Below are 21,651 nucleotides of genomic sequence, written 5' to 3'. Positions count from 1 at the left end.
AAACGGACAAAAAAAAAGGGCGGACACCACGGTGCCCGCCCTTATTATATTCCGTAAGCCAGAGTGTCAGGAGGCGATGGCTTTCGGCCGGGGCTGGCCCTCGTCCTCTGTCAGCAGGCCGCTGGTGCGCAGCAGCGAGGTGAAGCGTCCGCCACGCTGGCTGAGCTCGTCAAACGTGCCCTTTTCAATGATACGGCCCTGATCGAGGAACAGCACCTGATCGGCATCGCGCACCGTGGAAAGGCGGTGGGCGATGATGAAGGTCGTGCGGTTCATTCTCAGCGCGTCCACGGCGGCCTTAACCCGTGCTTCCGTTTCCACGTCCAGCGCGCTGGTTGCCTCGTCAAGGACCAGGATGGGAGCGTTCTTCAGGATAGCACGCGCAATGGCGATACGCTGGCGCTCGCCACCGGACAGGCGGTTGCCGCGTTCACCCACCTGGGTCAGGTAGCCGGTGATACGGCTGTCGATGAAATCCGTCGCAGCAGCAGCTGCTGCTGCTTCCACGACCTCCGCGTCGGTAGCAGATTCGCGACCAAGGCGGATGTTTTCGCGGATGGAGCGGTTCAGAAGGCCGGCATCCTGGAACACCGTGGCGATGGAGTTTCTGAGCGAGTTCTTCGTCACCGTCGAGATGTCGGTTCCATCGATCAGAATCTGGCCTGAATCCGGATCATAGACACGCTGCAGAAGATTGATGAGCGTGGTCTTGCCCGCGCCCGTCGGTCCGACGATGGCAATCGTCTGGCCGGCCTTGGCCGTAAACGAGATGTCGTGGACGCCCTGCTTGGTGTTGGCGAAACCGAAATTGACGTTGCGGAACTCCACGGTGCCGGAGACATTGGACAATTCGCGGGCGTCGCCCGGTTCTTCCCGTTCCTTGACGGAATCCTCCAGCACGAAGAAATCCTCGAGCTTTGCGCGCGCCTCGAAAATCTGGGTCACGAACTGACGCATCTGATCGAGACGGCCGATGAGAAGATTGGCGAAACCGATGAAGGCAATCACGTCACCGACGCGCAATTCGCCGTTCTTCACCAGCACGGTGCCGATGACGAGGATGATCATCATCGAAACGGTGGAGGCAGTGCGGTTCAAGGCACTTGCGAAAGCCCACCAGTCGAGCACCGGATATTGGGCGCTCAGCAGTTTTTCGGTGAAGGATTTCAGCGCCTTCGTTTCAGCCTCGATGCGGTTGTAGCTGTGCAGGACGGACACGTTGCTGATGGAATCGCTGACATGCGCAAAAACGCTGTGATAATGCTCCTCGACCGAAGCCTGGCCATCCTTGGTGCGGCCCATCACCCACTTGCCAATGAACCAGTAGACGATGCCAAGACCGATCAGGACGAAGCTGAGGCGCAGGTCCATGGCAATGGCTGTCGGAATAAGCAGTACGAGCGCGACGAAAGTCGCCAGATGCGTGCGCATGAATTCGAGCCAAAGGCCGAACAGCGTCTCGCTGGCGCGCAGAAGCGTATGCAGCGCGTTCGAGGTGCCTCGCAGATGGTGCCAGGAGAGCGGCATGGAGATGATCCGGCCGAAGGCTTCCGTCAGCAGGGTCGCGCGGCGACCGTGGGCCAGCCGGTCGGCCTCGCGGGCGACAGCGACATAAGCCACGGTGTTGAAGACGCCGAAACCCGCCCACAGGATGAGGATGGACGTGACATCGGAGCCGGAGGAGATGGCGTCGATGATCCGTCCAAACAGCACGGGTTCGGCAATGGTGATCGCTGCAAGAATGATGTTGGCGATTACAACGATCAACACCCGCCATTTATGTACGGTCAGATAGCGCAGGGCGCGTGTGTAAACCTGAAACAAAGTCAAATTTTCAATCCAGTCCAGCGTCTGTTTCGAGCGGTTGATTGTTCGGTCTCAATACAATGCTGTTTTAGCAAGGTTGCATGAGACGGCGAAATTTGTGTAATTATCGCTCTTTCAGTCTGAATGGCGGCTTAACAAACCGAGCACGCGTGCGAACCGAAAAAAAACTGAACCCGATGTTTCTAGGGGACGCCGTCACAAGATTTTGCATGTTCGTTTCAGGGATTGCTAACGACGATATGTTCAGTCTGAACCGACCGGCGCCCGAGTAACATGACGTCCTCGCGGGACCATGTCCTTCATGTCATCCCTTCCAGCCAAGCTCCGGGCATGTGTCTTTATGCATGATATTCTTCACTTCATCTCTGCGTGCTACCAGGCGAGAAACGCTGATCGTGTTCGCTCCGAATTTGTAACACTTATTCGCGAATATGGTTTCGAATATTTCCTCGTCAGCCGGCGGATGACCGGGGAGCTTGCTTCCACCGGCCAGATTCTCGCACAACATCTCCCGGAAGGGTGGATCGAGGTCTACCGCGCCAAGAAATATAATCTCGTCGATCCCGTCCGTAAGGTGATCGGCATGGTGCACAAGCCGTTTCAGTGGAAAGAGGCGCTTGAGGGCCTGCCCCGCGCGATGCATCGAAAAAGGGCGAATGTGTTTTTTCACGATGCCGGCCGTTACGGTCTGCAGGGTGGGTATGCCTTTCCGGTGCACGGGCGCGCGGGATTCATCGGCGCGGTGTTCCTTGGCGGCGAGGACCGGCAATTGCCCTCGTTGCACGTTGAGCTGCTGGATGCGGCCACGCGCGCGGTGTTCTGGCGTCTGCTCGATCTTTCAGGTCAGGTCCATAACCTCAACAACGCGCCGAATGTTTCCGCTCTTGAACTTACAAGGCGGGAAATGGAAGTGCTGACGCTGATGGCTGATGGCATGACCTCAACCGAAATTGGACGCCAGCTATCGATCTCCAATCACACGGTCGACTGGTATATCAATGGAATCCAGCGTCGGTTCAGCGCCAAGAACAGGCAGCATACTGTAGCACTCGCCTTTCGTAACGGCTTGCTGAGCTAGTTACGACAGTACGCTTCTCTCCCGAATTGCCCTTTTCAAGACCGGGTTTTGCTGCTTAATTCCGCAGTGCAGCAGAAATTCTGTTTTGGCGTGTGGGGAGACCGTCTTGAAAATATCGAAAATACTTGTTGCCAACCGATCCGAAATTGCGATCCGAGTTTTCCGGGCAGCGAACGAGCTGGGGATAAAAACCGTCGCCATTTGGGCGGAAGAGGACAAGCTGTCTTTGCACCGCTTCAAGGCGGATGAAAGTTATCAGGTCGGCAGGGGTCCGCATCTCGCCAAGGATATGGGACCAATCGAGAGCTACCTCTCGATTGAGGAGGTCATCCGCGTGGCCAGACTTTCCGGCGCGGACGCGATCCATCCCGGTTACGGCCTTTTGTCCGAAAGCCCCGAATTCGTTGAGGCCTGTAACAAGGCTGGCATCACCTTCATCGGACCGACGGCGGATACGATGCGCCAGCTCGGCAACAAGGTTGCCGCCCGCAATCTGGCGATCTCGGTCAATGTTCCCGTTGTTCCTGCAACCAAGCCGCTGCCGGACGATATGGCCGAGGTGGAGCGGCTGGCCGAAGAGATCGGTTATCCCGTGATGTTGAAGGCCTCCTGGGGCGGCGGCGGTCGCGGCATGCGCGCCATCCGCAAAAAGGAGGATCTGGCACGCGAGGTCACCGAGGCCAAGCGCGAGGCGAAGGCCGCTTTCGGCAAGGACGAGGTCTATCTCGAAAAGCTGCTCGAGCGCGCCCGCCACGTCGAGAGCCAGGTTCTCGGTGATACCCACGGCAATGTCGTGCATCTGTTCGAGCGCGATTGTTCGATCCAGCGCCGCAATCAAAAAGTGGTTGAGCGCGCGCCGGCACCCTATCTCAGCGAAGCGCAGCGGCAGGAACTGGCCGCCTATTCCTTAAAGATCGCGGCTGCGACCAATTATATCGGCGCCGGCACGGTCGAATATCTGATGGATGTCGATACCGGCAAATTCTACTTCATCGAGGTCAATCCGCGCATTCAGGTGGAGCATACCGTCACCGAAGTCGTGACCGGCATCGATATCGTCAAGGCGCAAATCCATATTCTGGAAGGGGCCGCCATCGGCACGCCGGAATCGGGTGTGCCGAAACAGGAAGATATCCGCCTCAACGGCCATGCGCTGCAGTGCCGTATCACCACGGAAGATCCGGAGCACAATTTCATTCCCGACTACGGCCGTATAACGGCGTACCGCTCGGCGTCCGGCTTCGGCATTCGTCTGGATGGCGGGACGTCCTATTCGGGGGCGATCATTACCCGTTATTACGATCCGCTTTTGGTGAAGGTAACGGCCTGGGCGCCGCAGCCGGATGAAGCGATCAGCCGCATGGACCGCGCGCTGCGCGAATTCCGAATTCGCGGTGTTGCGACCAACCTGACCTTCCTCGAGGCCATCATTGGCCATGCGAGTTTCCGCAACAACACCTATACGACCCGCTTCATCGATTCGACTCCGGAGCTGTTTGCACAGGTCAAGCGTCAGGACCGCGCTACGAAGCTGCTCACCTATCTTGCCGATGTGACGGTGAACGGGCATCCGGAAACCAAGGGCCGCGTCAAGCCTCCGGCAAATGCGGCACAGCCGGTGGTTCCCTACATCGATGCGCCGACGCCTGATGGCACCAAGCAATTGCTCGACCGGCTGGGGCCGAAGGGCTTTGCCGACTGGATGCGTAACGAAAAGCGGGTGCTGGTAACGGACACAACGATGCGCGACGGCCATCAGTCGCTGCTGGCCACGCGCATGCGTACCCATGACATTGCCGGCGTCGCAAGCGTCTATGCCAAGGCCTTGCCGCAGCTTCTGTCTCTGGAGTGCTGGGGCGGCGCCACTTTCGACGTTTCCATGCGCTTCCTGACGGAAGACCCGTGGGAGCGCCTGGCGCTGATCCGCGAGGGTGCGCCGAACCTGCTGCTGCAAATGCTGCTGCGCGGTGCGAACGGCGTTGGGTACAAGAACTATCCAGACAATGTCGTGAAATATTTCGTCCGTCAGGCTGCGAAGGGCGGTATCGACCTGTTCCGTGTGTTCGACTGCCTGAACTGGGTGGAGAATATGCGCGTATCGATGGATGCGATCGCCGAGGAGAACAAGCTCTGCGAAGCGGCCATCTGCTACACAGGCGATATCCTCAATTCTGCGCGTCCAAAATACGACTTGAAATATTATACCAACCTCGCCGCCGAGCTGGAGCGTGCAGGCGCGCACATCATCGCCGTCAAGGATATGGCGGGACTTCTGAAGCCTGCTGCTGCCAAGGTGCTATTCAAGGCGCTTAGGGAGGCGACCAGCCTGCCTATCCATTTCCACACGCATGACACATCCGGTATTGCGGCTGCGACCGTCCTTGCCGCCGTCGATGCGGGCGTGGATGCGGTGGATGCCGCCATGGATGCGCTTTCGGGCAACACGTCCCAGCCCTGCCTCGGTTCCATCGTGGAAGCGCTGGCCGGATCGGAACGCGATACCGGTCTCGATACCGAATGGATCCGCCGCATCTCGTTCTACTGGGAGTCGGCGCGTAACCAGTATGCGGCTTTCGAAAGCGATCTGAAGGGCCCTGCCTCGGAAGTCTATCTGCATGAAATGCCCGGTGGGCAATTCACCAATCTCAAGGAGCAGGCGCGCTCGCTCGGTCTTGAGAGCCGCTGGCACGAGGTCGCGCAGGCCTATGCCGACGCCAACCGGATGTTCGGCGATATCGTCAAGGTCACGCCGTCCTCCAAGGTTGTCGGCGATATGGCGCTGATGATGGTGAGCCAGGATCTGACGGTCGCCGACGTGGAAAATCCTGATCGCGAAGTGTCCTTCCCGGAGTCGGTGGTTTCGATGCTGAAGGGCGATCTTGGGCAGTCGCCAGGCGGCTGGCCGGAAGCCCTGCAGAAAAAGGCGCTGAAGGGTGACGCGCCCTATACGGTTCGTCCCGGCTCTTTGCTGCCGGATGCCGATCTCGATGCGGAGAGAAAGGCGATCGAGACCAAACTCGAGCGTTCCGTCAACGACTTCGAATTCGCATCCTATCTGATGTATCCGAAGGTGTTCACCGATTTCGCGCTGACCTCCGAGACCTACGGTCCGGTTTCCGTGCTTCCCACCCATGCGTATTTCTACGGCATGGAGGACGGTGAAGAGCTGTTTGCCGATATCGAGCGCGGCAAAACGCTGGTCATCGTCAATCAAGCCTCTTCAGGCACTGACGATAAGGGCATGGTGACGGTGTTCTTCGAGATCAACGGCCAGCCGCGCCGCATCAAGGTGCCGGATCGCGCTCATGGCGCATCCGGCTCTGCGGTGCGCCGCAAAGCGGAACTCGGCAATAGCACGCATATTGGTGCGCCGATGCCGGGTGTCATCAGCCGCGTCTTCATCAATCAGGGTCAGGAGGTCAAGGCCGGCGACGTGCTGCTCTCCATCGAGGCCATGAAGATGGAAACCGCGCTTCACGCCGAACGCGATGGCAAGGTCGCCGAGGTTCTCGTGCGCCCGGGTGACCAGATCGACGCAAAGGATCTGCTGATCGCTTACGCGGAATGATGCCCACACGGCATCGCTAGCCCCGATATTTTGTCTTTCGTTATAAACGCCCGCCCTCCCGGCGGGCGTTTTGCTGTTGCACCTTCGCTAAAACTCAAATATGCATGTTCGTGCACGTTTGTTCCTGTTTATGCATGAGTCCCGATGAGCGATCATTTTGTCAGCGAGCGGCAGGCGCTCATCCTTGCACAGTTGCGGCAAAGCGGCCGCGTGCTTGCGCAGGATCTGGCCCAGAATTTCGGCGTTTCGGAAGATACGGTCCGCCGGGATCTGCGGGATATGGCGGCGCGCGGGGAGTGTCTGCGCGTCTATGGCGGGGCGTTGCTTTCCGATAGCAAGACGGTGCCGCTGAAGACACGGATCGCCGAGGATGCCGATCGCAAGGCTTCGTTGGCGCGCGCAGCAATTCCGCTGCTTGAGCCGGGCATGGTCGTCTTTATCGATGCCGGCTCCACCAATCTGGCCATTGCAAGGGCTATCCCCGCCGGTCTCAAATTGACGGTGGTAACGAATACGCCTGCTATTGCCGCTGAACTCACGGGGCGCGCCGATATCGCTTTGATCATGATCGGCGGCAAGGTCGATCCGGCCGTCGGTGCGGCTATCGACGCCATGGCGTTGCGGCAACTTGAGCTGATGCGGCCCGAGCTGTGTATTCTTGGCGTTTGCGGTGTTGCGGCGGAGAACGGCCTGTCGGCGGATATTTTCGAGGATGCCGTGTTCAAGCGGCTTGCCTGCAGCGCCAGCCAGCGGATTGTTGCCGCCATCACCACGGAAAAGCTGGGCCACAAGGCGGCGTTTCACGTGCACGACTTTTCTCCGCCTCTTTCCCTGGTGCTGGAACATGACGCCGACCGCACATTGGTCGAGGCGCTATCGGCTAAAGGCGTACAAGTTCATTTCGGCGACGATGACGCCGTCCAACTCTCTCACGGTCAAGTCTGAAGGATATTACCGATGAACGGCCCCACGACATTTTCGCCGACGGTCAAGCACTCGTCCTATCTGACGCGGCACAGGCTCGGTGTGTCCCTGCTGTTTTTGATGAACGGTTTCATGATGGGATCGTGGGCGCCCAAAATACCGGAATTTGCGGCGCGGTTATCCCTCAGTGAAAGTGCGCTTGGCCTGATCATTCTGGTTTTCGGCGTCGGCTCGCTGGTTTTCATGCCGATCGCCGGTTCCCAGATCGCCCGTTTCGGATCGCGAACGGTCAGCCTTGCGAGTGCGGCTATTTTCTTGCCGACACTGCTTTTCATCTCCTGGGCAGACACGATCTGGGCAGGTGTGATTGCGGTTTTCCTGTTCGGCGGGCTGACAGGGGCGATGGATGTCGCCATGAACGCCAATGCGGTGGCGGTCGAGCGTGACATGCGCCGCGCCATCATGTCGTCGTGCCATGCTTTCTGGAGCCTAGGCGGCCTGATCGGTGCCGGTCTTGGCGGCTATCTCATCACGACCATTGGCGTGCAGGGGCATGCGATCGCGTTGACGGTCATCGCCCTTGTTTTGCTCGTCGTTGCGTGGCCGCGCGTTCTTGCGGATCGCCCGCATGCCGAGGAGGAGCGTCCGAAAGGTCGCTTGCCGCTGACGCCCTTGCCGTGGATTATCGGTCTGATGGCGCTGTTTTCGATGATTCCGGAAGGCGCGATCCTCGATTGGGGTGCCCTTTATCTGCGCAATGAACTCGGCGCTTCCGTGTCCCAGTCCGGTTTCGCTTTCGCGGCCTTTTCCATGACCATGGCGGCCATGCGTTTTGCCGGCGATCTGGTGCGCGACCGGTTCGGCGCGGTCAATACCCTGCGGTTCTGCTCGGTCATGTCGATTGCGGGCCTTCTGATTGCGGGTCTTGCGGGAAATTCCACGTTTGTGATCATCGGCTTCGCGATTGCCGGCATCGGTATTTCCAACATGGTGCCGATCGCCTTTTCGGCGGCGGGGAACATGCCGGGATTGGCACCCGGCATCGGCCTGTCGGTCGTCACCACCATGGGTTATTCCGGGATTCTGGTAGCACCCTCGGCCATCGGCTTCATTGCCGAACATACCGGCCTCGCCAGCGTATTTCTCGCTCTGCCGTTGTTGCATGTGGTGGTTTTGCTGCTTTCGCGGCTCGCCCGGCATGCGGATGGTGCGGGCAAGGAATAGGCGTCTCGAATTTTGCCATGATTGCGGTAAAGTAGAAGCTCTTATGCGTTGGGTGTTGACAAGCAGGCCCCCTTGTTTCACCTCAATTGCCAGACCTTGCCGCAAGCTCCAGAGACCGCCATGACGTCACACGCCGATTACGATCCAAAGCCCCGCCGTGCATCCGTTGCCGTCGACGTAGGGGGCGTCATCGTGGGTGGCGGTGCGCCTGTCGTCGTACAATCCATGACCAATACCGACACGGCGGATATCGACGCCACCGTGCAGCAGGTGGCGGCACTTTTCCAGGCCGGTTCTGAAATGGTGCGCATCACCGTCGATCGCGATGAGAGCGCTGCCGCTGTGCCGAAAATCCGCGAACGGCTGCTGCGCCTTGGAATGGACGTGCCGCTGATTGGCGATTTCCACTATATCGGCCACAAGCTTCTGGCCGATCATCCGGCCTGTGCCGAAGCACTGGCGAAATACCGCATCAATCCCGGCAATGTCGGCTTCAAGGACAAGAAGGACAAGCAGTTCGGCGAAATCGTCGAAATGGCGATCCGTTATGACAAGCCGGTTCGCATCGGTGTGAACTGGGGATCGCTTGACCAGGAATTGCTGACGACGCTGATGGACAAGAACAAGGAGGAGGGTTTTCCGCTCTCTGCCCGTCAGGTCACCCGCGAAGCCATCGTCCAGTCGGCACTGATTTCCGCAGAGCTTGCCGAAGAAATCGGCCTGCCGCGCAACCGCATCATCCTGTCTGCCAAGGTCAGCCAGGTACAGGACCTGATTGCCGTTTATTCGATGCTGTCGGAACGCTCCAACCACGCACTGCATCTCGGTCTTACCGAAGCCGGCATGGGTTCCAAGGGCATCGTCGCCTCGTCTGCTGCCATGGGTTATGTGCTGCAGCACGGTATTGGCGACACGATCCGCGTCTCGCTGACGCCGGAGCCGAACGGCGACCGCACCCGCGAGGTGCAGGTGGCGCAGGAATTGCTGCAGGTCATGGGTTTCCGCCAGTTCATTCCGGTGGTTGCGGCATGTCCCGGCTGCGGGCGCACCACCTCTACCGTCTTTCAGGAACTTGCCCAGAATATCCAGAATGACATTCGCAAGAACATGCCGATCTGGCGTGAAAAATATCCCGGTGTGGAAGCGCTCAATGTTGCTGTCATGGGCTGCATCGTTAATGGCCCCGGCGAAAGCAAACATGCCGATATCGGCATTTCACTGCCTGGAACCGGCGAAAGCCCCGCTGCACCGATCTTCATCGATGGCGAGAAGGCGCTCACCCTGCGCGGTCCCAACATCGCCGCGGATTTTGAAGCGCTTGTGATCGATTACATCGAAAAGCGTTTTGGCCGGAAAGATGCGGCGGAGTAAAAACTACCGTGAAAATGCCGAAATTCCACTGTCATACCGCCTGAACCCTTCGGAGCATCAAAACACATGATCAAAAAAATCGCGATCGTTGCCCTTTGCGGGACCTATCTTTCCGCGTGCACCACCACCGATCCCTATACGGGTGAGCAGAAGATGTCGAACACGGCGGGCGGCGCTGGTATCGGCGCTGTCGTCGGTGCTCTCGGTGGTCTGGCTGTCGGCGGTTCGCCGGTCGGTCGCCGCAACGCAGCCCTCATCGGCGCCGGCATCGGTGCACTCGCCGGTGGCGCAATCGGCAATTACATGGATGGTCAGGAATCCGAGCTTCGCGCCCAGCTTCAGGGCACTGGCGTTTCGGTTACCCGCCGTGGCGACAGCATCGTTCTCAACATGCCGTCGAACATCACCTTCGCGACGGATCAGGATCAGGTCATCCCGCCCTTCTATCAGACACTCGATTCCGTCGCCATCGTGCTGAACAAGTTCAACCGCACGCTCATCGACATCAACGGCCATACCGACTCCACCGGCAGCCAGCAGCACAACCAGGCGCTTTCCGAGCGTCGTGCGGCGTCTGTTGCAAATTATCTCGGCGCACGCGGCGTCGACCAGCGCCGTATTTCGACGCTTGGCTTCGGCCCCTCGCAGCCGATCGCTTCGAACGCAACGCCGGATGGCCGCGCCCAGAACCGTCGCGTCGAAGTGCTGATTTCGCCGCTCAAGGGCTGATTGGCTGAAAAACGGTGAGCCGGGAAACCGGCTCAGCTTTTCCGTTCGGCGATGAATCTGGCGGCCGCGATGAGTATTGCGGCCTTTTCGCCGTAGGGGGCCAGAAGTTCGGAGGCTTCCGCCACCTGTTCCTGAAGCTTGACGCGCGCCCAGTCTTCACCGCGTAGTGCCACCAACGTTCCCTTGCCGCGTGCGGCATCCTTGCCGGTTGCCTTGCCCATGGTGGCGGCATCGGCGGTCAGATCCAGGAGATCGTCGGCAAGCTGGAAGGCAAGGCCGATCTTTTCACCGAAGAGGCGCAGTCTTTGCCTTTCGGAAACATCGCTGCCGGCGATGATCGCGCCTGCCTCGCAGGCGAAGCGAAGCAGCGCACCGGTTTTCATAGCCTGCAATGTAATAATGCCGGCCTCATCAGGTGCGTTCTTTTCCGCAGCCAGATCGAGCGCCTGACCGCCCGCCATGCCGCCGATGCCTGCGGCGCGGGCAAGGGAGAGAACGAGAGACGCCTTGCGGTCTGCCTCGAGAGGATTTTCGTCCGATGCGATAATGTCGAAGGCGAGTGTCAGCAGGCTGTCGCCCGCGAGAATGGCGGTCGCCTCGTCGAATTTGCGGTGCACTGTCGGCTGGCCGCGGCGCAGGTCGTCGTCATCCATCGCTGGCAGATCGTCGTGCACCAGCGAGTAACAATGCAGGCATTCCAGCGCGGCACCGACATGATGGGCTGCTTCGGCATTTCCGCCGAGCAAGGCCGTGCTTTCTATGACCAGGAAGGGCCGCAGGCGTTTGCCGCCGTTCAGCACACCATGACGCATGGCGTCGAGCAGGTTTTGCGGGCGCGTAATCTCATCCGCACGCGCCTCTGCGGAAAGCAGGCGACCAAGCAGGGATTCGGTCTGTGCCGCGTTATCGCGCAGCTTCGTTTCGAAATTCGTCATCTGAGCGTCCATGCCGCGCTCTTTGGCATGGCGCGCGGGGTCAGGCAACCTTTTCGTGATTCCTGAGGTCAACTGTTTGACCGGACTCGCCTTGAAGGCGGCAATGGAATATGAAAGGCTTCGATTGGTGCGGGGCTTTGACGAATATTGAGCAGTACGCCTGAAAGCGACGCAGATTACGCCGTGCTGGCGGAAGACCGGAGCAGTCCGAAGGTGGATTTTCGCACGTTGGCAAAGCGTATCATCATGACCTTGCTGGCGTTGCTGATCCTGCCCTATCTGCTGATCCCGGTTTACGCCCTGCCTTTCATGCGGCCGGTCTCGACGCTGATGCTTGCCGATCTGGTGACACTTCAGGGTTATGACCGGCGCTGGGTGCCGCTCGAGGATATTTCGCCGCGCCTTGTGCAATCCGTAATGATGTCCGAGGACGGACAATTCTGTTTCCACGGCGGCGTTGACTGGAACCAGATGCAATCCGTGGTCAACAATGCGCTCGAAGGCGCGTCCACTCGTGGCGCCAGCACCATTCCCATGCAGACGGCCAAGAACCTGTTCCTCTGGAACGGCCGCTCGTTCTTGCGCAAGGGGCTGGAGTTGCCGCTGGCGATTGCTGCCGATTTCGTCTGGTCCAAAAAACGGATGATGGAGATTTATCTCAACGTTGCCGAATGGGGACCCGGCATTTACGGCATCGAGGCCGCAGCACAGCACCATTTCAAGGTACCGGCGGCAAAGCTCAGCTCCCGCCAGGCGGCACTGCTTGCCGTTTCCCTACCCAATCCCATCGATCGCGTTGCCAGCAAGCCGGGGCGTGGTTTGCAACGGCTTGCCGGCCTTATCGAACGGCGTGCCCGAGCATCGGGCGGTTATGTGGGATGCGTGCTGGACTGAGCCCAGCCCGCCGCCTCAACCCTTCTTGAAAATATAGTCGGTTTCCTGACGCAGGGTCTCGCCGGGACGCAGGATCGCGAAGGGGAAATCGGGATGATTGACGGCATCCGGCCATATCTGCGTTTCCAGACAAAAACCGGCAAAGGGGCCATAATGGCGGCCATCGAGGCCCGGAACGGGAACATTCAGCTTGAAGGCTGAATAGAATTGCACGCCGGGTTCGGTGGTGTGAACCTCAAGGGCAATGTCGGAGGCGGGCGAATAGGCGCGGGCAACCTTGCGCTTGGCGCGACGCTCGGGCGAAAGGCAGAAATTATGGTCGTAGAGCACCTGCTCGCCATCCTCCGTTCGCCGCATCGGCGTCGGGTGGCGCAGGTCGAAGACGGTGCCTTCTACGGAGCGGATTTCGCCTGTGGGGATCTGTTTGTCGTTGGTTGGCAGATAAAAGTCAGCGGCGATGCTGATCTCATGTCCAAGTGCCGTATCAGCACCGTCGAGGTTGAAATAGGAATGCTGGCAGATATTGGCGATGGTCGGTTGGTCGGTCACCGTTTCATAGACCACCGAAAGCACGCCGCCGTCGCGGATCGTATAGGTCGCGGTCACCGTGCAATTGCCGGGATAACCGGCGCGGCCGTCGGGATCGATGATCTGCAGAACCGCATGGCTTTCGCCGTGTTCCATGAGCATCCAGTTACGTTTGCCCATCCCGTCGCTGCCGCCATGCAGGTGGCTGACGCCTTTTTCGTTCAGTTCCAGCTGGTATTCGTGCCCGTCGATCGAGAATTTTCCGTCACCGATACGGTTGGCGTTGCGGCCGGGTGTGGCGCCGAAATAGGATGAATATTTGTAGTCCTCGAATGTATCGAAGCCGAGAACGAGCGGCGGCTGGTGCCCATCGAGGCGTAGGTCCTGAATGACGGCGCCCCAGGTGATAACCTTGGCCGTCAGCCCGCCCCTCGAGATGGTGACGCGCTCAACCTTTTCGCCGGTTGCCGTGAAACCGAAATTCTCCCGTGCCGCCGCGTCGCTCATTGCGTCATTCTCCCGATATCTTTGAATTGCCGGCGGACGTTGCGTCATTTTCCGGCAATTCGCAATCCCGCAATTTACGCCGCTAGTTTGCCGATTGCTTCGAGGTCATAAGGCGTCGTCTGATATATCTCGTTGATCCAGTTGCCGAAAAACAGATGGGCATGGCTGCGCCAGCGGTTGAGCGGGGCAAGCTCCGGATCATTGTGCGGAAAATAATCATGCGGCAGCTTGATTGGAACGCCCGAGTTCACATCGCGGAAATATTCATCCGAAAGCGAGGTTGAATCATATTCGACGTGGTTGAACATATAGAGGCGGTTGCCATCTTTTTCATGCACCAGACATACGCCCATTTCCTCTGACTCCATCAGGATTTCGAGTTCCGGGTGTTTTTCGATGTCGGCGCGGCGCACTTCCGTCCAGCGTGATACCGGAACCTGAAAGTCGTCGGAAAAACCGTTGAGATATATCGACGAGGGGCAGAGATTGCGGTGACGATAGACGCCGAAAGCCTTTTCCTTCAGTTCGTATTTCGGCACACCATGGAAATGGTAGACGGCGGCCATCGCGCCCCAGCAGACGTTCAGCGTCGAATGGACGTTGGTTCGCGTCCAGTCGAAAATCTTTTGCATCTCGTTCCAGTAGGTCACGTCTTCATAATCAAGCATCTCGATGGGCGCGCCTGTGATGATGAAACCGTCGAACTTGCGGTGGCGCACTTCCTCCCATGTCTCATAGAAGGACAGAAGGTGCTCTTCCGGCGTATTCTTGGCACGATGGCCGCCAATGCGGATCAGCGAAAACTCCACCTGCAGCGGCGATGCGCCGACGAGGCGCGCCATCTGCACTTCCGTCTTGATCTTGTTCGGCATGAGATTGAGAAGCCCGATCTGGAGCGGGCGGATATCCTGCCGGATGGCCGCCGTTTCTGTCATGACCCGCACGCCCTCATGAACGAGGGTGTCGAAGGCGGGAAGCGTATCGGGAATCTTGATCGGCATGTCGAACTCTCTTTTCGGATGACGTAAAGAACGTTGCGAAAACAAAAAAACCGGCAGCGAAATCGCAGCCGGTCCCAGGAAATTACCCTTTTCCTCGACCCTTTAGCGACTTCTTTAAAGTGGCTGCAAGCCGGTCGGCAAATCACCACTGAGGCGTTTCATAATCCCGAAGCCGACGAAAATCAATATCGGCTGATTTCATCGGGTTTCTGCCTTTCCATTTTTGCCTGAGGTGCGATAAGGCAGGGCATGGATAGAGAACGCTTCACCATTCTGCTTGGCGGCGATGTCACCGTTACCGACCGCCTCAAAGCGGCGGTTGAGGGTAGCCGTGTGATTGCGGCCGATGGCGGCATGCGCCATGCCGCACCGCTCGGGCTCACACCCGAGCTTTGGGTGGGGGATTTCGATTCCACCGACAAGGACCTGCTGGACGCCTGGCCCGATGTGGTGCGACAGCCCTATCCCGCTGTAAAGGCTGTGACCGATGGCGAAATTGCGGTGTCGGAGGCACTTGCCCGCGGCGCGCGTTCTCTGGTGCTTGCCGGCGCGCTTGGTGGAGCGAGAAGCGACCACGCACTTCAGCACCTTCTTTACGCCGTGGCGCTTACTGAGCGTGGTCTCAACGTTACGCTGACCTCCGGCGAAGAGGAGGCCCGCCCGCTGCTGGCAGGGTCGTTCGATCTTGATCTGCCTCCCGGTGCGCTGTTTTCCGTTGCCGGGTTTACCGACCTTGTGGGGCTCGATATCGGCAATGTGCGTTATCCTCTCAAGGATTTCCCGCTTGCTTTCGGCTCTTCCCGCACTATTTCCAATGTCGCGAATGGCGGCCCCGTGCATTTCTCGCTGAAAAGCGGAAAAGCCATCGTGCTCGCCCGCCCTTATGATCTGACCGGAGCCTGACGCCTTGGCACCCCCAATTTTGAAACTCGATGATATCAAGCTGACTTTCGGCGTGACCCCGCTGCTCGACGGCGCCAATCTTCAGGTGGAGCCGGGCGACCGCATCTGCCTTGTCGGACGCAACGGTTCGGGCAAGTCGACCCTGATGAAGATCGCCGCCGGTCTGGTCGAGGCGCAGTCGGGCGAGGTTTTCCGTCACCCCTCCGCCACCATCCGTTATCTGGAACAGGCGCCGGATTTTGCCGGTTACGACACTGTGCAGGCCTATGCCGAGGCGGGGCTGGGACCTGGCGACGATCCCTATCGCGTTACCTATATTCTCGAGCATCTGGGCCTGACGGGACAGGAACATCCGGATAGCCTGTCCGGCGGCGAAGCGCGGCGTGCGGCGCTTGCCCGCGTCATGGCGCCTGAACCCGATATTCTGATGCTGGACGAGCCGACCAACCATCTGGACTTGCCCACCATCGAATGGCTTGAAGGCGAGTTGCAGCAGACGCGTAGCGCGCTGGTGCTGATCTCGCACGACAGGCGTTTTCTGGAGAAGGTTTCGACCTCGACCGTGTGGCTGGATCGCGGCCAGTCCCGTCGTCTCAATCGCGGTTTTGCGCATTTCGAGGAATGGCGCGACAAGGTGCTGGAAGAGGAAGAGCTGGAGCAGCACAAGCTCGGCAAGGCCATCGAGCGTGAAGAACACTGGATGCGTTACGGCGTGACCGCGAGACGCAAGCGCAACATGCGCCGCGTGGGCGAGCTTCAGGCAATGCGTGCGGACTATCGCGGCCACAAGGGACCGCAGGGCAGCGTGCAGGCGACGGCTGCGGAGGTGCGGGAATCCGGCAAACTGGTCATCGAGGCAGACGCAATCACCAAGTCTTACGGCGAGCGCGTGATCATCGCCCCGTTTTCGCTGCGGGTGCATCGCGGTGATTGCATCGGTCTCGTCGGGCCGAACGGTGCCGGCAAGACAACGCTTTTGAAGATGCTGACCGGCCAGCTTCAGCCCGATAGCGGCACGGTAAAGCTCGGCACCAATCTGGAAATCGCGACGCTTGACCAGAAGCGTGAGGATCTCAATCCAAACGATACGCTCGCTCATTACCTCACCGACGGTCGCGGCGACAATTTGCTGGTCAATGGCGAGTTGAAACATGTGACGGGTTACATGAAGGACTTCCTGTTCCAGCCGGAACAGGCCCGCACGCCCATCCGCAACCTCTCCGGTGGTGAGCGCGCCCGTCTTATTCTTGCGCGCATTCTGGCGCGGCCTACCAACCTGCTGATCCTTGACGAGCCGACCAACGATCTCGATATCGAAACGCTCGATCTGTTGCAGGAAATCGTTGCGGGCTTTTCCGGCACGGTCATTCTCGTCAGCCACGACCGCGATTTCCTCGACCGTACCGTTACCTCCACAATCGCGCCCGCCAATCCGGACCAGCCGGACGGACGCTGGATCGAATATGCCGGCGGCTATTCGGACATGATGGCGCAACGCAAGGGTGCTGCGGAAGAAAAGCGCAAGGCGGAGAAGCAGGAAAAGGCAAAGACCGCCCCTTCCGCCTCCGCGTCGCAGGACCCTTCAAAGGCCAAGGGCAAGCTTTCCTTCAAGCAAAAATTTGCGCTCGAAAACCTTCCAAAGGAAATGGAGAAGGCGCAGGGCGAAATCGCCAAGCGTGAGCAGCGCATGGCCGATCCCAATCTGTTCACCAAGGACCCGGCTACCTTCAATACGCTGGCGCAGGAAATGACAAAGCTGCGCGAAAAGCTCGAAGCCATGGAAGAGGAATGGCTGGAGTTGGAGATGCTGCGCGAGGAAATTGAAGGGTGACTTGGTCGCGATTTCTTGACTGAGGTCTCATCCACCTTTGACAGGGAGGCGGAATTGCCGTTTCCTGTGCGGGTTCGGAGGAGTTCAGAAAATGCGCATGATCTTCGTCAATCTGCCGGTCAAGAATATCGAGACATCGAGAAGCTTCTTCACGGCTCTCGGTTTCACCTTCAATCCGGAATATTCGGATGACCGCACGCTCTGCATGATCGTTGAGGAGAACATCTTCGTGATGCTTCTTCAGGAGGAGCGTTTTCGCGATTTCATCAATGGCGATATCGCCGACGCCACACGCAGCACCGAGGTCCTGACCTGTCTCACAGCGGGAAGCCGTGAGGAAATCGACCGGATGATCGAAACGGCGCTTGCCTCCGGTGGCAACACCTGGAAACCAGTTCAGGATCACGGTTTCATGTATGCCGGTAGTTTTCAGGATCCCGACGGCCATGTCTGGGAACTGGTGCACATGGTGCAGCAGGCCTGACGGCAGCCATCTTGCCAATCAGAGACAGCGGGACTACATCATCATCTTGATCTAACGGGGTGTCTTTTGTGCTTGCGTGCAAAAGGCTGAGAGGCTTGCCAACCCGAAGAACCTGATCCGGTTCATACCGGCGGAGGGATTAGACGGCTTAAGGCAAGCGGCTATTTCCCTTTTCGTTTTTTGAGGAGATACCCGTGCGCCGTCGTCTTTTCCTGAATTCCCTCGTTGCCGTTTCGTTGTTTCTGCCCGGTCTTGCCACTGCTCAGGACAGACAGGAACTAACCGTCTACACCTATGAAAGCTTCGTTTCCGAATGGGGTCCCGGCCCCAAGGTGAAAGAGGCCTTCGAGAAAGTGTGCAATTGCACGGTCAATTTCGTCGGTGTGGCGGATGGCGTGGCGCTGCTCAACCGCCTGAAGCTTGAAGGGGCGGCGTCGAAGGCGGATGTCGTTGTTGGTCTCGACACCAATCTGGTCGCGGAAGCGAAACAGACCGGCCTCTTCGATATCAGCGGTATCGATGCATCGGCGGCCAAGGTGCCGGGCGGTTACAAGGACGACATTTTCGTCCCTTACGACTACGGTCATTTCGCCGTTGTCTATGACACGCAGACGATAAAAAATCCGCCGACGAGCCTGAAGGATCTGGTGGACGGCGATCCTTCACAGAAAATCGCAATTCAGGACCCGCGCACCTCCACGCCGGGGCTTGGCCTGCTGCTCTGGGTGAAGTCCGTTTACGGCGACAAGGCACCGGAAGCCTGGGCGAAGCTCCGGAAGCGCATTCTCACCGTCACGCCGGGCTGGTCGGAATCCTATGGCTTTTTCACCAAGGGTGAGGTGCCGATGGTGCTCTCCTACACCACGTCGCCTGCCTATCACATGGTCTCGGAAAAGACGGATCGCTATCAGGCCGCGGCTTTTTCCGAGGGGCACTACATCCAGATCGAGGTTTCCGGCCTTCTCAAAAACGCGCCGCACAAGGAACTGGCGAAGCAGTTCCTCGCTTTCACGCTCACATCAGGATTTCAGGATGCCATTCCGGAAAACAACTGGATGATGCCGGTCGCGGCAACGTCCACGCCCCTGCCCGAGGCATTTTCCAAACTCGTCGTACCGCAGATGACCTTCCTGATGGACCCGGAAGAGGTGGCGAAGAACCGCAAGGCCTGGATCGACGAATGGCTTGCGGCCATGAGCATGAACTGAGCAAGAGGCACGCCCGCGCATGATGCTGCGTCGCGACTACAGATGGTCGATCATTGGCGGAACGGCGGCGTTTGCCGCCGTTTTCCTGTTCATGGCGCTTGCTGTATCAGCACTCCTGTCTTTCGATGCCGGCACATCCGCCGCCGGAATCGTGGATGCCTACACGCTGCGCATCCTGCGCTTCACGCTCTATCAGGCAACGTTGTCCACTGTTCTTTCCATTGTTCTCGGCCTGCCGGTGGCGCTTGCGCTCTCCCGCAGACAGGATTTTCCGGGGCGGATTTGGATTATCAGGTTGATGGCTGTGCCGATGGGGCTGCCGGTCATCGTCGGCGCCTTCGGCATTATCACGATCTGGGGCAGGCAGGGTGTTTTGAATACTGCCCTTGTTTTTGCCGGTGCGGAGCAGCCCTTCAGTATTTACGGCCTTTCCGGCATTCTCACCGCCCATGTGTTTTTCAATCTGCCGCTTGCGGTGCGGCTGATGCTGGCCGGGCTGGAGCGGATTCCGGGCGAATATTGGCGGATGGCAGCAAGTCTTGGCATGGGGCCGGTTTCGGTTTTCCGCTTCATCGAGTGGCCGGCCGTCTCGCGGCTTGTTCCCGGTATTGCCGGGCTTGTCTTCATGCTGTGCGCCACCAGCTTCACGCTAGTGCTTCTGCTGGGCGGTGGACCGGCGGCGACGACACTTGAGGTCGCAATCTATCAGGCGCTGCGGTTTGATTTCGATCCGCAACGGGCAATCGCGCTTTCGGTTTTGCAGATTGCAGTCACAGCAGTTCTGCTCGGCCTTCTTGCCTTTTTGCCATCGCCCGAGGCGGAAATTGCTTCACTTGGCCGCCCTGTTCGTCGTTTCGACGGCAAGCGTGTTGGCGCGCGCCTGTGGGACGGAGCGGCAATCATTTTTGCGGTTCTGCTGGTCGGCCTGCCGCTTGTTGCCATAACCGTCTCGGGTTTGGGGGCCGATCTGCCGCGTCTTTTGTCAGCGCCGATCTTCCTGCGTGCGGCGGCGACCAGCCTTGCAATCGCTGCGCTCTCCGCAACTCTCGTCGTGCTCTGCTGCTTTGCGATTATCGGTGCGCGACAGGCCGTGGGTTCCAGACGGCACGCGGCTCAGCCCTTGCGCCTTTTGTCCGCCACGCTCGGGGCGGGGTCATCGCTAGTGCTGCTGGTGCCGCCCGTCGTGCTGGGAAGCGGGTGGTTCCTGTTGCTGCGGCCCTTTGGAGATGTCAGTTTTTATGCTCCCGTTCTCGTGGCACTCATCAACATGCTGATGGCGTTGCCGCTTGCCATGCGGGTGCTGGAGCCAGCCTTCACCAGCCATTTTTTACGCACGTCCCGGCTCTCCGCCAGCCTTGGGCTTCAGGGACTGACGCGGCTGCGGTTCGCCGATCTGCCGGTTCTGCGGCGGCCGCTTCTGATGGCGTTTTCCTTTGCCATGGCCCTGTCGCTCGGTGATCTTGGGGCGGTTGCCCTGTTCGGGTCGGAAAATTTCGTCACGTTGCCATGGCTGGTCTATAGCAATATGGGCAGCTACCGCACCAATGATGCCGCTGGATACGCGTTCATCCTTGGCGTCGTCTGCCTGCTGCTTGCCGCGGGCGGCGTTTCACGGCAATCCCAATCAGCAAGGGCGAGCATATGACGGGTGACGAATTTGCCGTGGGGCTGGACAAGGTCAGGCTGCGGCTCGGAACGCAGGATTTCGATCTCGATTGTATATTCCCGCAAGGCCAGATGACCGCCGTTGTCGGTGCCTCCGGTTCTGGCAAGTCGACGCTCCTCAATCTCATCGCCGGTTTTGAATTGCCCGATTCCGGGCGCGTGCTGATCGGCGGGCGGGACATGAAGGCGCTCGATCCTTCCGAACGACCGGTCTCCTCGATCTTCCAGGATAATAATCTTTTCGCCCATCTCGATATCTTCACCAATGTCGCGCTCGGCATCAGCCCCGGGCTGAAGCTGCGGGCGGAAGACAGGCAGAGGATCGACATGGCGCTCACACGCGTTGGTCTTGCGGGTTTTGACAAACGTTTGCCGGGCACGCTTTCCGGCGGGGAAAGGCAAAGGGCGGCGCTGGCGCGTGCGCTGGTCCGGAAAAAACCGGTCATGCTGCTGGACGAGCCTTTCGCGGCGCTAGATCCGGGGCTGCGGGCGGGCATGACCTCCCTGCTTCTCGACTTGCATGCTGAAACAAAAAATACGGTGATTATTGTCACGCACCATCCAGACGACATAAAAAAGCTGGCGCAGCGGGTGGTTTTTCTTGATCGTGGCCGCGTTGTCTATGCGGGCTCGACCATAGATTTCTTCGCCACACAAAATGTGAAGGCGGTCGACAGTTTTCTGAACGGCTGATCGCCTTATTTTCGACGCGTGCCGCTGGCAATCGCTTTAGATAACTTCAATGGCGTTAATTTGCACTTGCCAGTTTCAAGTCGTTGCCCGAGAAATGACGAGAATTATTGCGTTCTTCAGGAATATTCCGGACTTGATGGATCGTTTTTACCGTTTCGACATTCATGGCTCGTTGGGGCGAATCTGTTATTCTGGTCTGCAATTAACGGATGATCAGGAACGTTAGGGGCAGGCATAGAGAATGAGAAATAGCATGACTGCGCAGTGGAGGCTTTTCTCCC

At 58.8% G+C, this 21,651-nt stretch carries 17 protein-coding genes and 2 riboswitches; of the genes, 13 read left to right on the top strand and 4 right to left on the bottom strand.

What is annotated here, in order from left to right; genetic code table 11:
• Positions 1-66: 66 nt before the first annotated feature.
• On the bottom strand, positions 67-1,830 hold the full coding sequence (locus QE432_RS12665; RefSeq protein WP_013636948.1) for a glucan ABC transporter ATP-binding protein/ permease: 1,764 nt from the start codon (positions 1,828-1,830) through the stop codon (positions 67-69).
• Between the two features lie 337 nt (positions 1,831-2,167).
• Here QE432_RS12665 and QE432_RS12660 point away from each other — a divergent pair, with 337 nt between their 5' ends.
• From QE432_RS12660 to QE432_RS12635, 6 genes are all read left to right on the top strand, one after another.
• The gene (locus QE432_RS12660; protein WP_306624487.1) at positions 2,168-2,905 is read left to right on the top strand and encodes a LuxR family transcriptional regulator; all 738 of its coding nucleotides are present in this window, start codon (positions 2,168-2,170) and stop codon (positions 2,903-2,905) included.
• 106 nt (positions 2,906-3,011) lie between these two features.
• The gene (gene pyc, locus QE432_RS12655; RefSeq protein ID WP_306624485.1) at positions 3,012-6,473 is read left to right on the top strand and encodes a pyruvate carboxylase; all 3,462 of its coding nucleotides are present in this window, start codon (positions 3,012-3,014) and stop codon (positions 6,471-6,473) included.
• A gap of 144 nt (positions 6,474-6,617) precedes the next feature.
• Positions 6,618-7,418, top strand: a complete 801-nt coding sequence (locus tag QE432_RS12650; RefSeq protein WP_306624483.1) for a DeoR/GlpR family DNA-binding transcription regulator — start codon at positions 6,618-6,620, stop codon at positions 7,416-7,418.
• Positions 7,419-7,430: 12 nt separating this feature from the next.
• Entirely contained in the window at positions 7,431-8,621 is a 1,191-nt protein-coding gene (locus tag QE432_RS12645; RefSeq protein ID WP_306624481.1) for an MFS transporter, read from the top strand.
• Between the two features lie 120 nt (positions 8,622-8,741).
• Positions 8,742-9,992 (top strand): flavodoxin-dependent (E)-4-hydroxy-3-methylbut-2-enyl-diphosphate synthase, encoded by a 1,251-nt coding sequence (ispG, locus tag QE432_RS12640; RefSeq protein ID WP_003516555.1) that lies wholly within the window; start codon positions 8,742-8,744, stop codon positions 9,990-9,992.
• 66 nt (positions 9,993-10,058) lie between these two features.
• A complete protein-coding gene (locus QE432_RS12635) occupies positions 10,059-10,721 on the top strand; it encodes an OmpA family protein (protein WP_003516557.1) in 663 nt (220 codons plus the stop codon).
• A 32-nt stretch (positions 10,722-10,753) separates the two neighbouring features.
• Here the strand turns inward: QE432_RS12635 and QE432_RS12630 are convergent, their stop codons facing one another.
• Complete coding sequence (locus QE432_RS12630; RefSeq protein WP_306624479.1) at positions 10,754-11,668, bottom strand: polyprenyl synthetase family protein; 915 nt, start codon at positions 11,666-11,668, stop codon at positions 10,754-10,756.
• A 135-nt stretch (positions 11,669-11,803) separates the two neighbouring features.
• On the opposite strand from QE432_RS12630, the gene mtgA reads away from it, so the two are divergent.
• The gene (gene mtgA / locus QE432_RS12625) at positions 11,804-12,550 is read left to right on the top strand and encodes a monofunctional biosynthetic peptidoglycan transglycosylase (RefSeq protein ID WP_003516563.1); all 747 of its coding nucleotides are present in this window, start codon (positions 11,804-11,806) and stop codon (positions 12,548-12,550) included.
• Between the two features lie 15 nt (positions 12,551-12,565).
• On the opposite strand, the gene QE432_RS12620 is transcribed toward mtgA, so the two are convergent.
• Together QE432_RS12620 and metA are read right to left on the bottom strand one after the other, a co-directional pair.
• On the bottom strand, positions 12,566-13,585 hold the full coding sequence (locus QE432_RS12620) for an aldose epimerase family protein (RefSeq protein ID WP_306624477.1): 1,020 nt from the start codon (positions 13,583-13,585) through the stop codon (positions 12,566-12,568).
• Between the two features lie 74 nt (positions 13,586-13,659).
• On the bottom strand, positions 13,660-14,586 hold the full coding sequence (gene metA, locus QE432_RS12615) for a homoserine O-acetyltransferase MetA (RefSeq protein WP_306624475.1): 927 nt from the start codon (positions 14,584-14,586) through the stop codon (positions 13,660-13,662).
• 82 nt (positions 14,587-14,668) lie between these two features.
• Positions 14,669-14,745: riboswitch (SAM riboswitch) on the bottom strand.
• 90 nt (positions 14,746-14,835) lie between these two features.
• On the opposite strand from metA, the gene QE432_RS12610 reads away from it, so the two are divergent.
• The 6 genes from QE432_RS12610 to QE432_RS12585 all read left to right on the top strand — a co-directional run bounded on the left by QE432_RS12610 (position 14,836) and on the right by QE432_RS12585 (position 21,370).
• Complete coding sequence (locus QE432_RS12610) at positions 14,836-15,489, top strand: thiamine diphosphokinase (protein ID WP_306624473.1); 654 nt, start codon at positions 14,836-14,838, stop codon at positions 15,487-15,489.
• Positions 15,490-15,493: 4 nt separating this feature from the next.
• Positions 15,494-17,320: an ABC-F family ATP-binding cassette domain-containing protein gene (locus tag QE432_RS12605; protein WP_025594604.1), complete on the top strand. Its 1,827-nt coding sequence runs from the start codon at positions 15,494-15,496 to the stop codon at positions 17,318-17,320.
• A 91-nt stretch (positions 17,321-17,411) separates the two neighbouring features.
• Complete coding sequence (locus tag QE432_RS12600) at positions 17,412-17,804, top strand: VOC family protein (RefSeq protein ID WP_065705148.1); 393 nt, start codon at positions 17,412-17,414, stop codon at positions 17,802-17,804.
• A 45-nt stretch (positions 17,805-17,849) separates the two neighbouring features.
• A riboswitch (TPP riboswitch) is annotated at positions 17,850-17,960 on the top strand.
• A 38-nt stretch (positions 17,961-17,998) separates the two neighbouring features.
• Positions 17,999-19,012 (top strand): thiamine ABC transporter substrate binding subunit, encoded by a 1,014-nt coding sequence (gene thiB, locus QE432_RS12595; protein ID WP_306624471.1) that lies wholly within the window; start codon positions 17,999-18,001, stop codon positions 19,010-19,012.
• A 19-nt stretch (positions 19,013-19,031) separates the two neighbouring features.
• Positions 19,032-20,657 carry a thiamine/thiamine pyrophosphate ABC transporter permease ThiP gene (thiP, locus tag QE432_RS12590; RefSeq protein WP_306624470.1) on the top strand — a complete coding sequence of 542 codons (1,626 nt, stop codon included), beginning with the start codon at positions 19,032-19,034 and terminating at the stop codon, positions 20,655-20,657.
• Complete coding sequence (locus tag QE432_RS12585) at positions 20,654-21,370, top strand: thiamine ABC transporter ATP-binding protein (RefSeq protein ID WP_111782564.1); 717 nt, start codon at positions 20,654-20,656, stop codon at positions 21,368-21,370. Before thiP ends, QE432_RS12585 begins: the two co-directional genes overlap by 4 nt.
• The last annotated feature ends 281 nt before the right edge of the window (positions 21,371-21,651 follow it).

The organism is Agrobacterium sp. SORGH_AS_0745 (genome assembly GCF_030818995.1).
GTDB lineage: Bacteria > Pseudomonadota > Alphaproteobacteria > Rhizobiales > Rhizobiaceae > Agrobacterium > Agrobacterium tumefaciens.
This window is presented reverse-complemented; position numbering and strand designations above follow the sequence as displayed.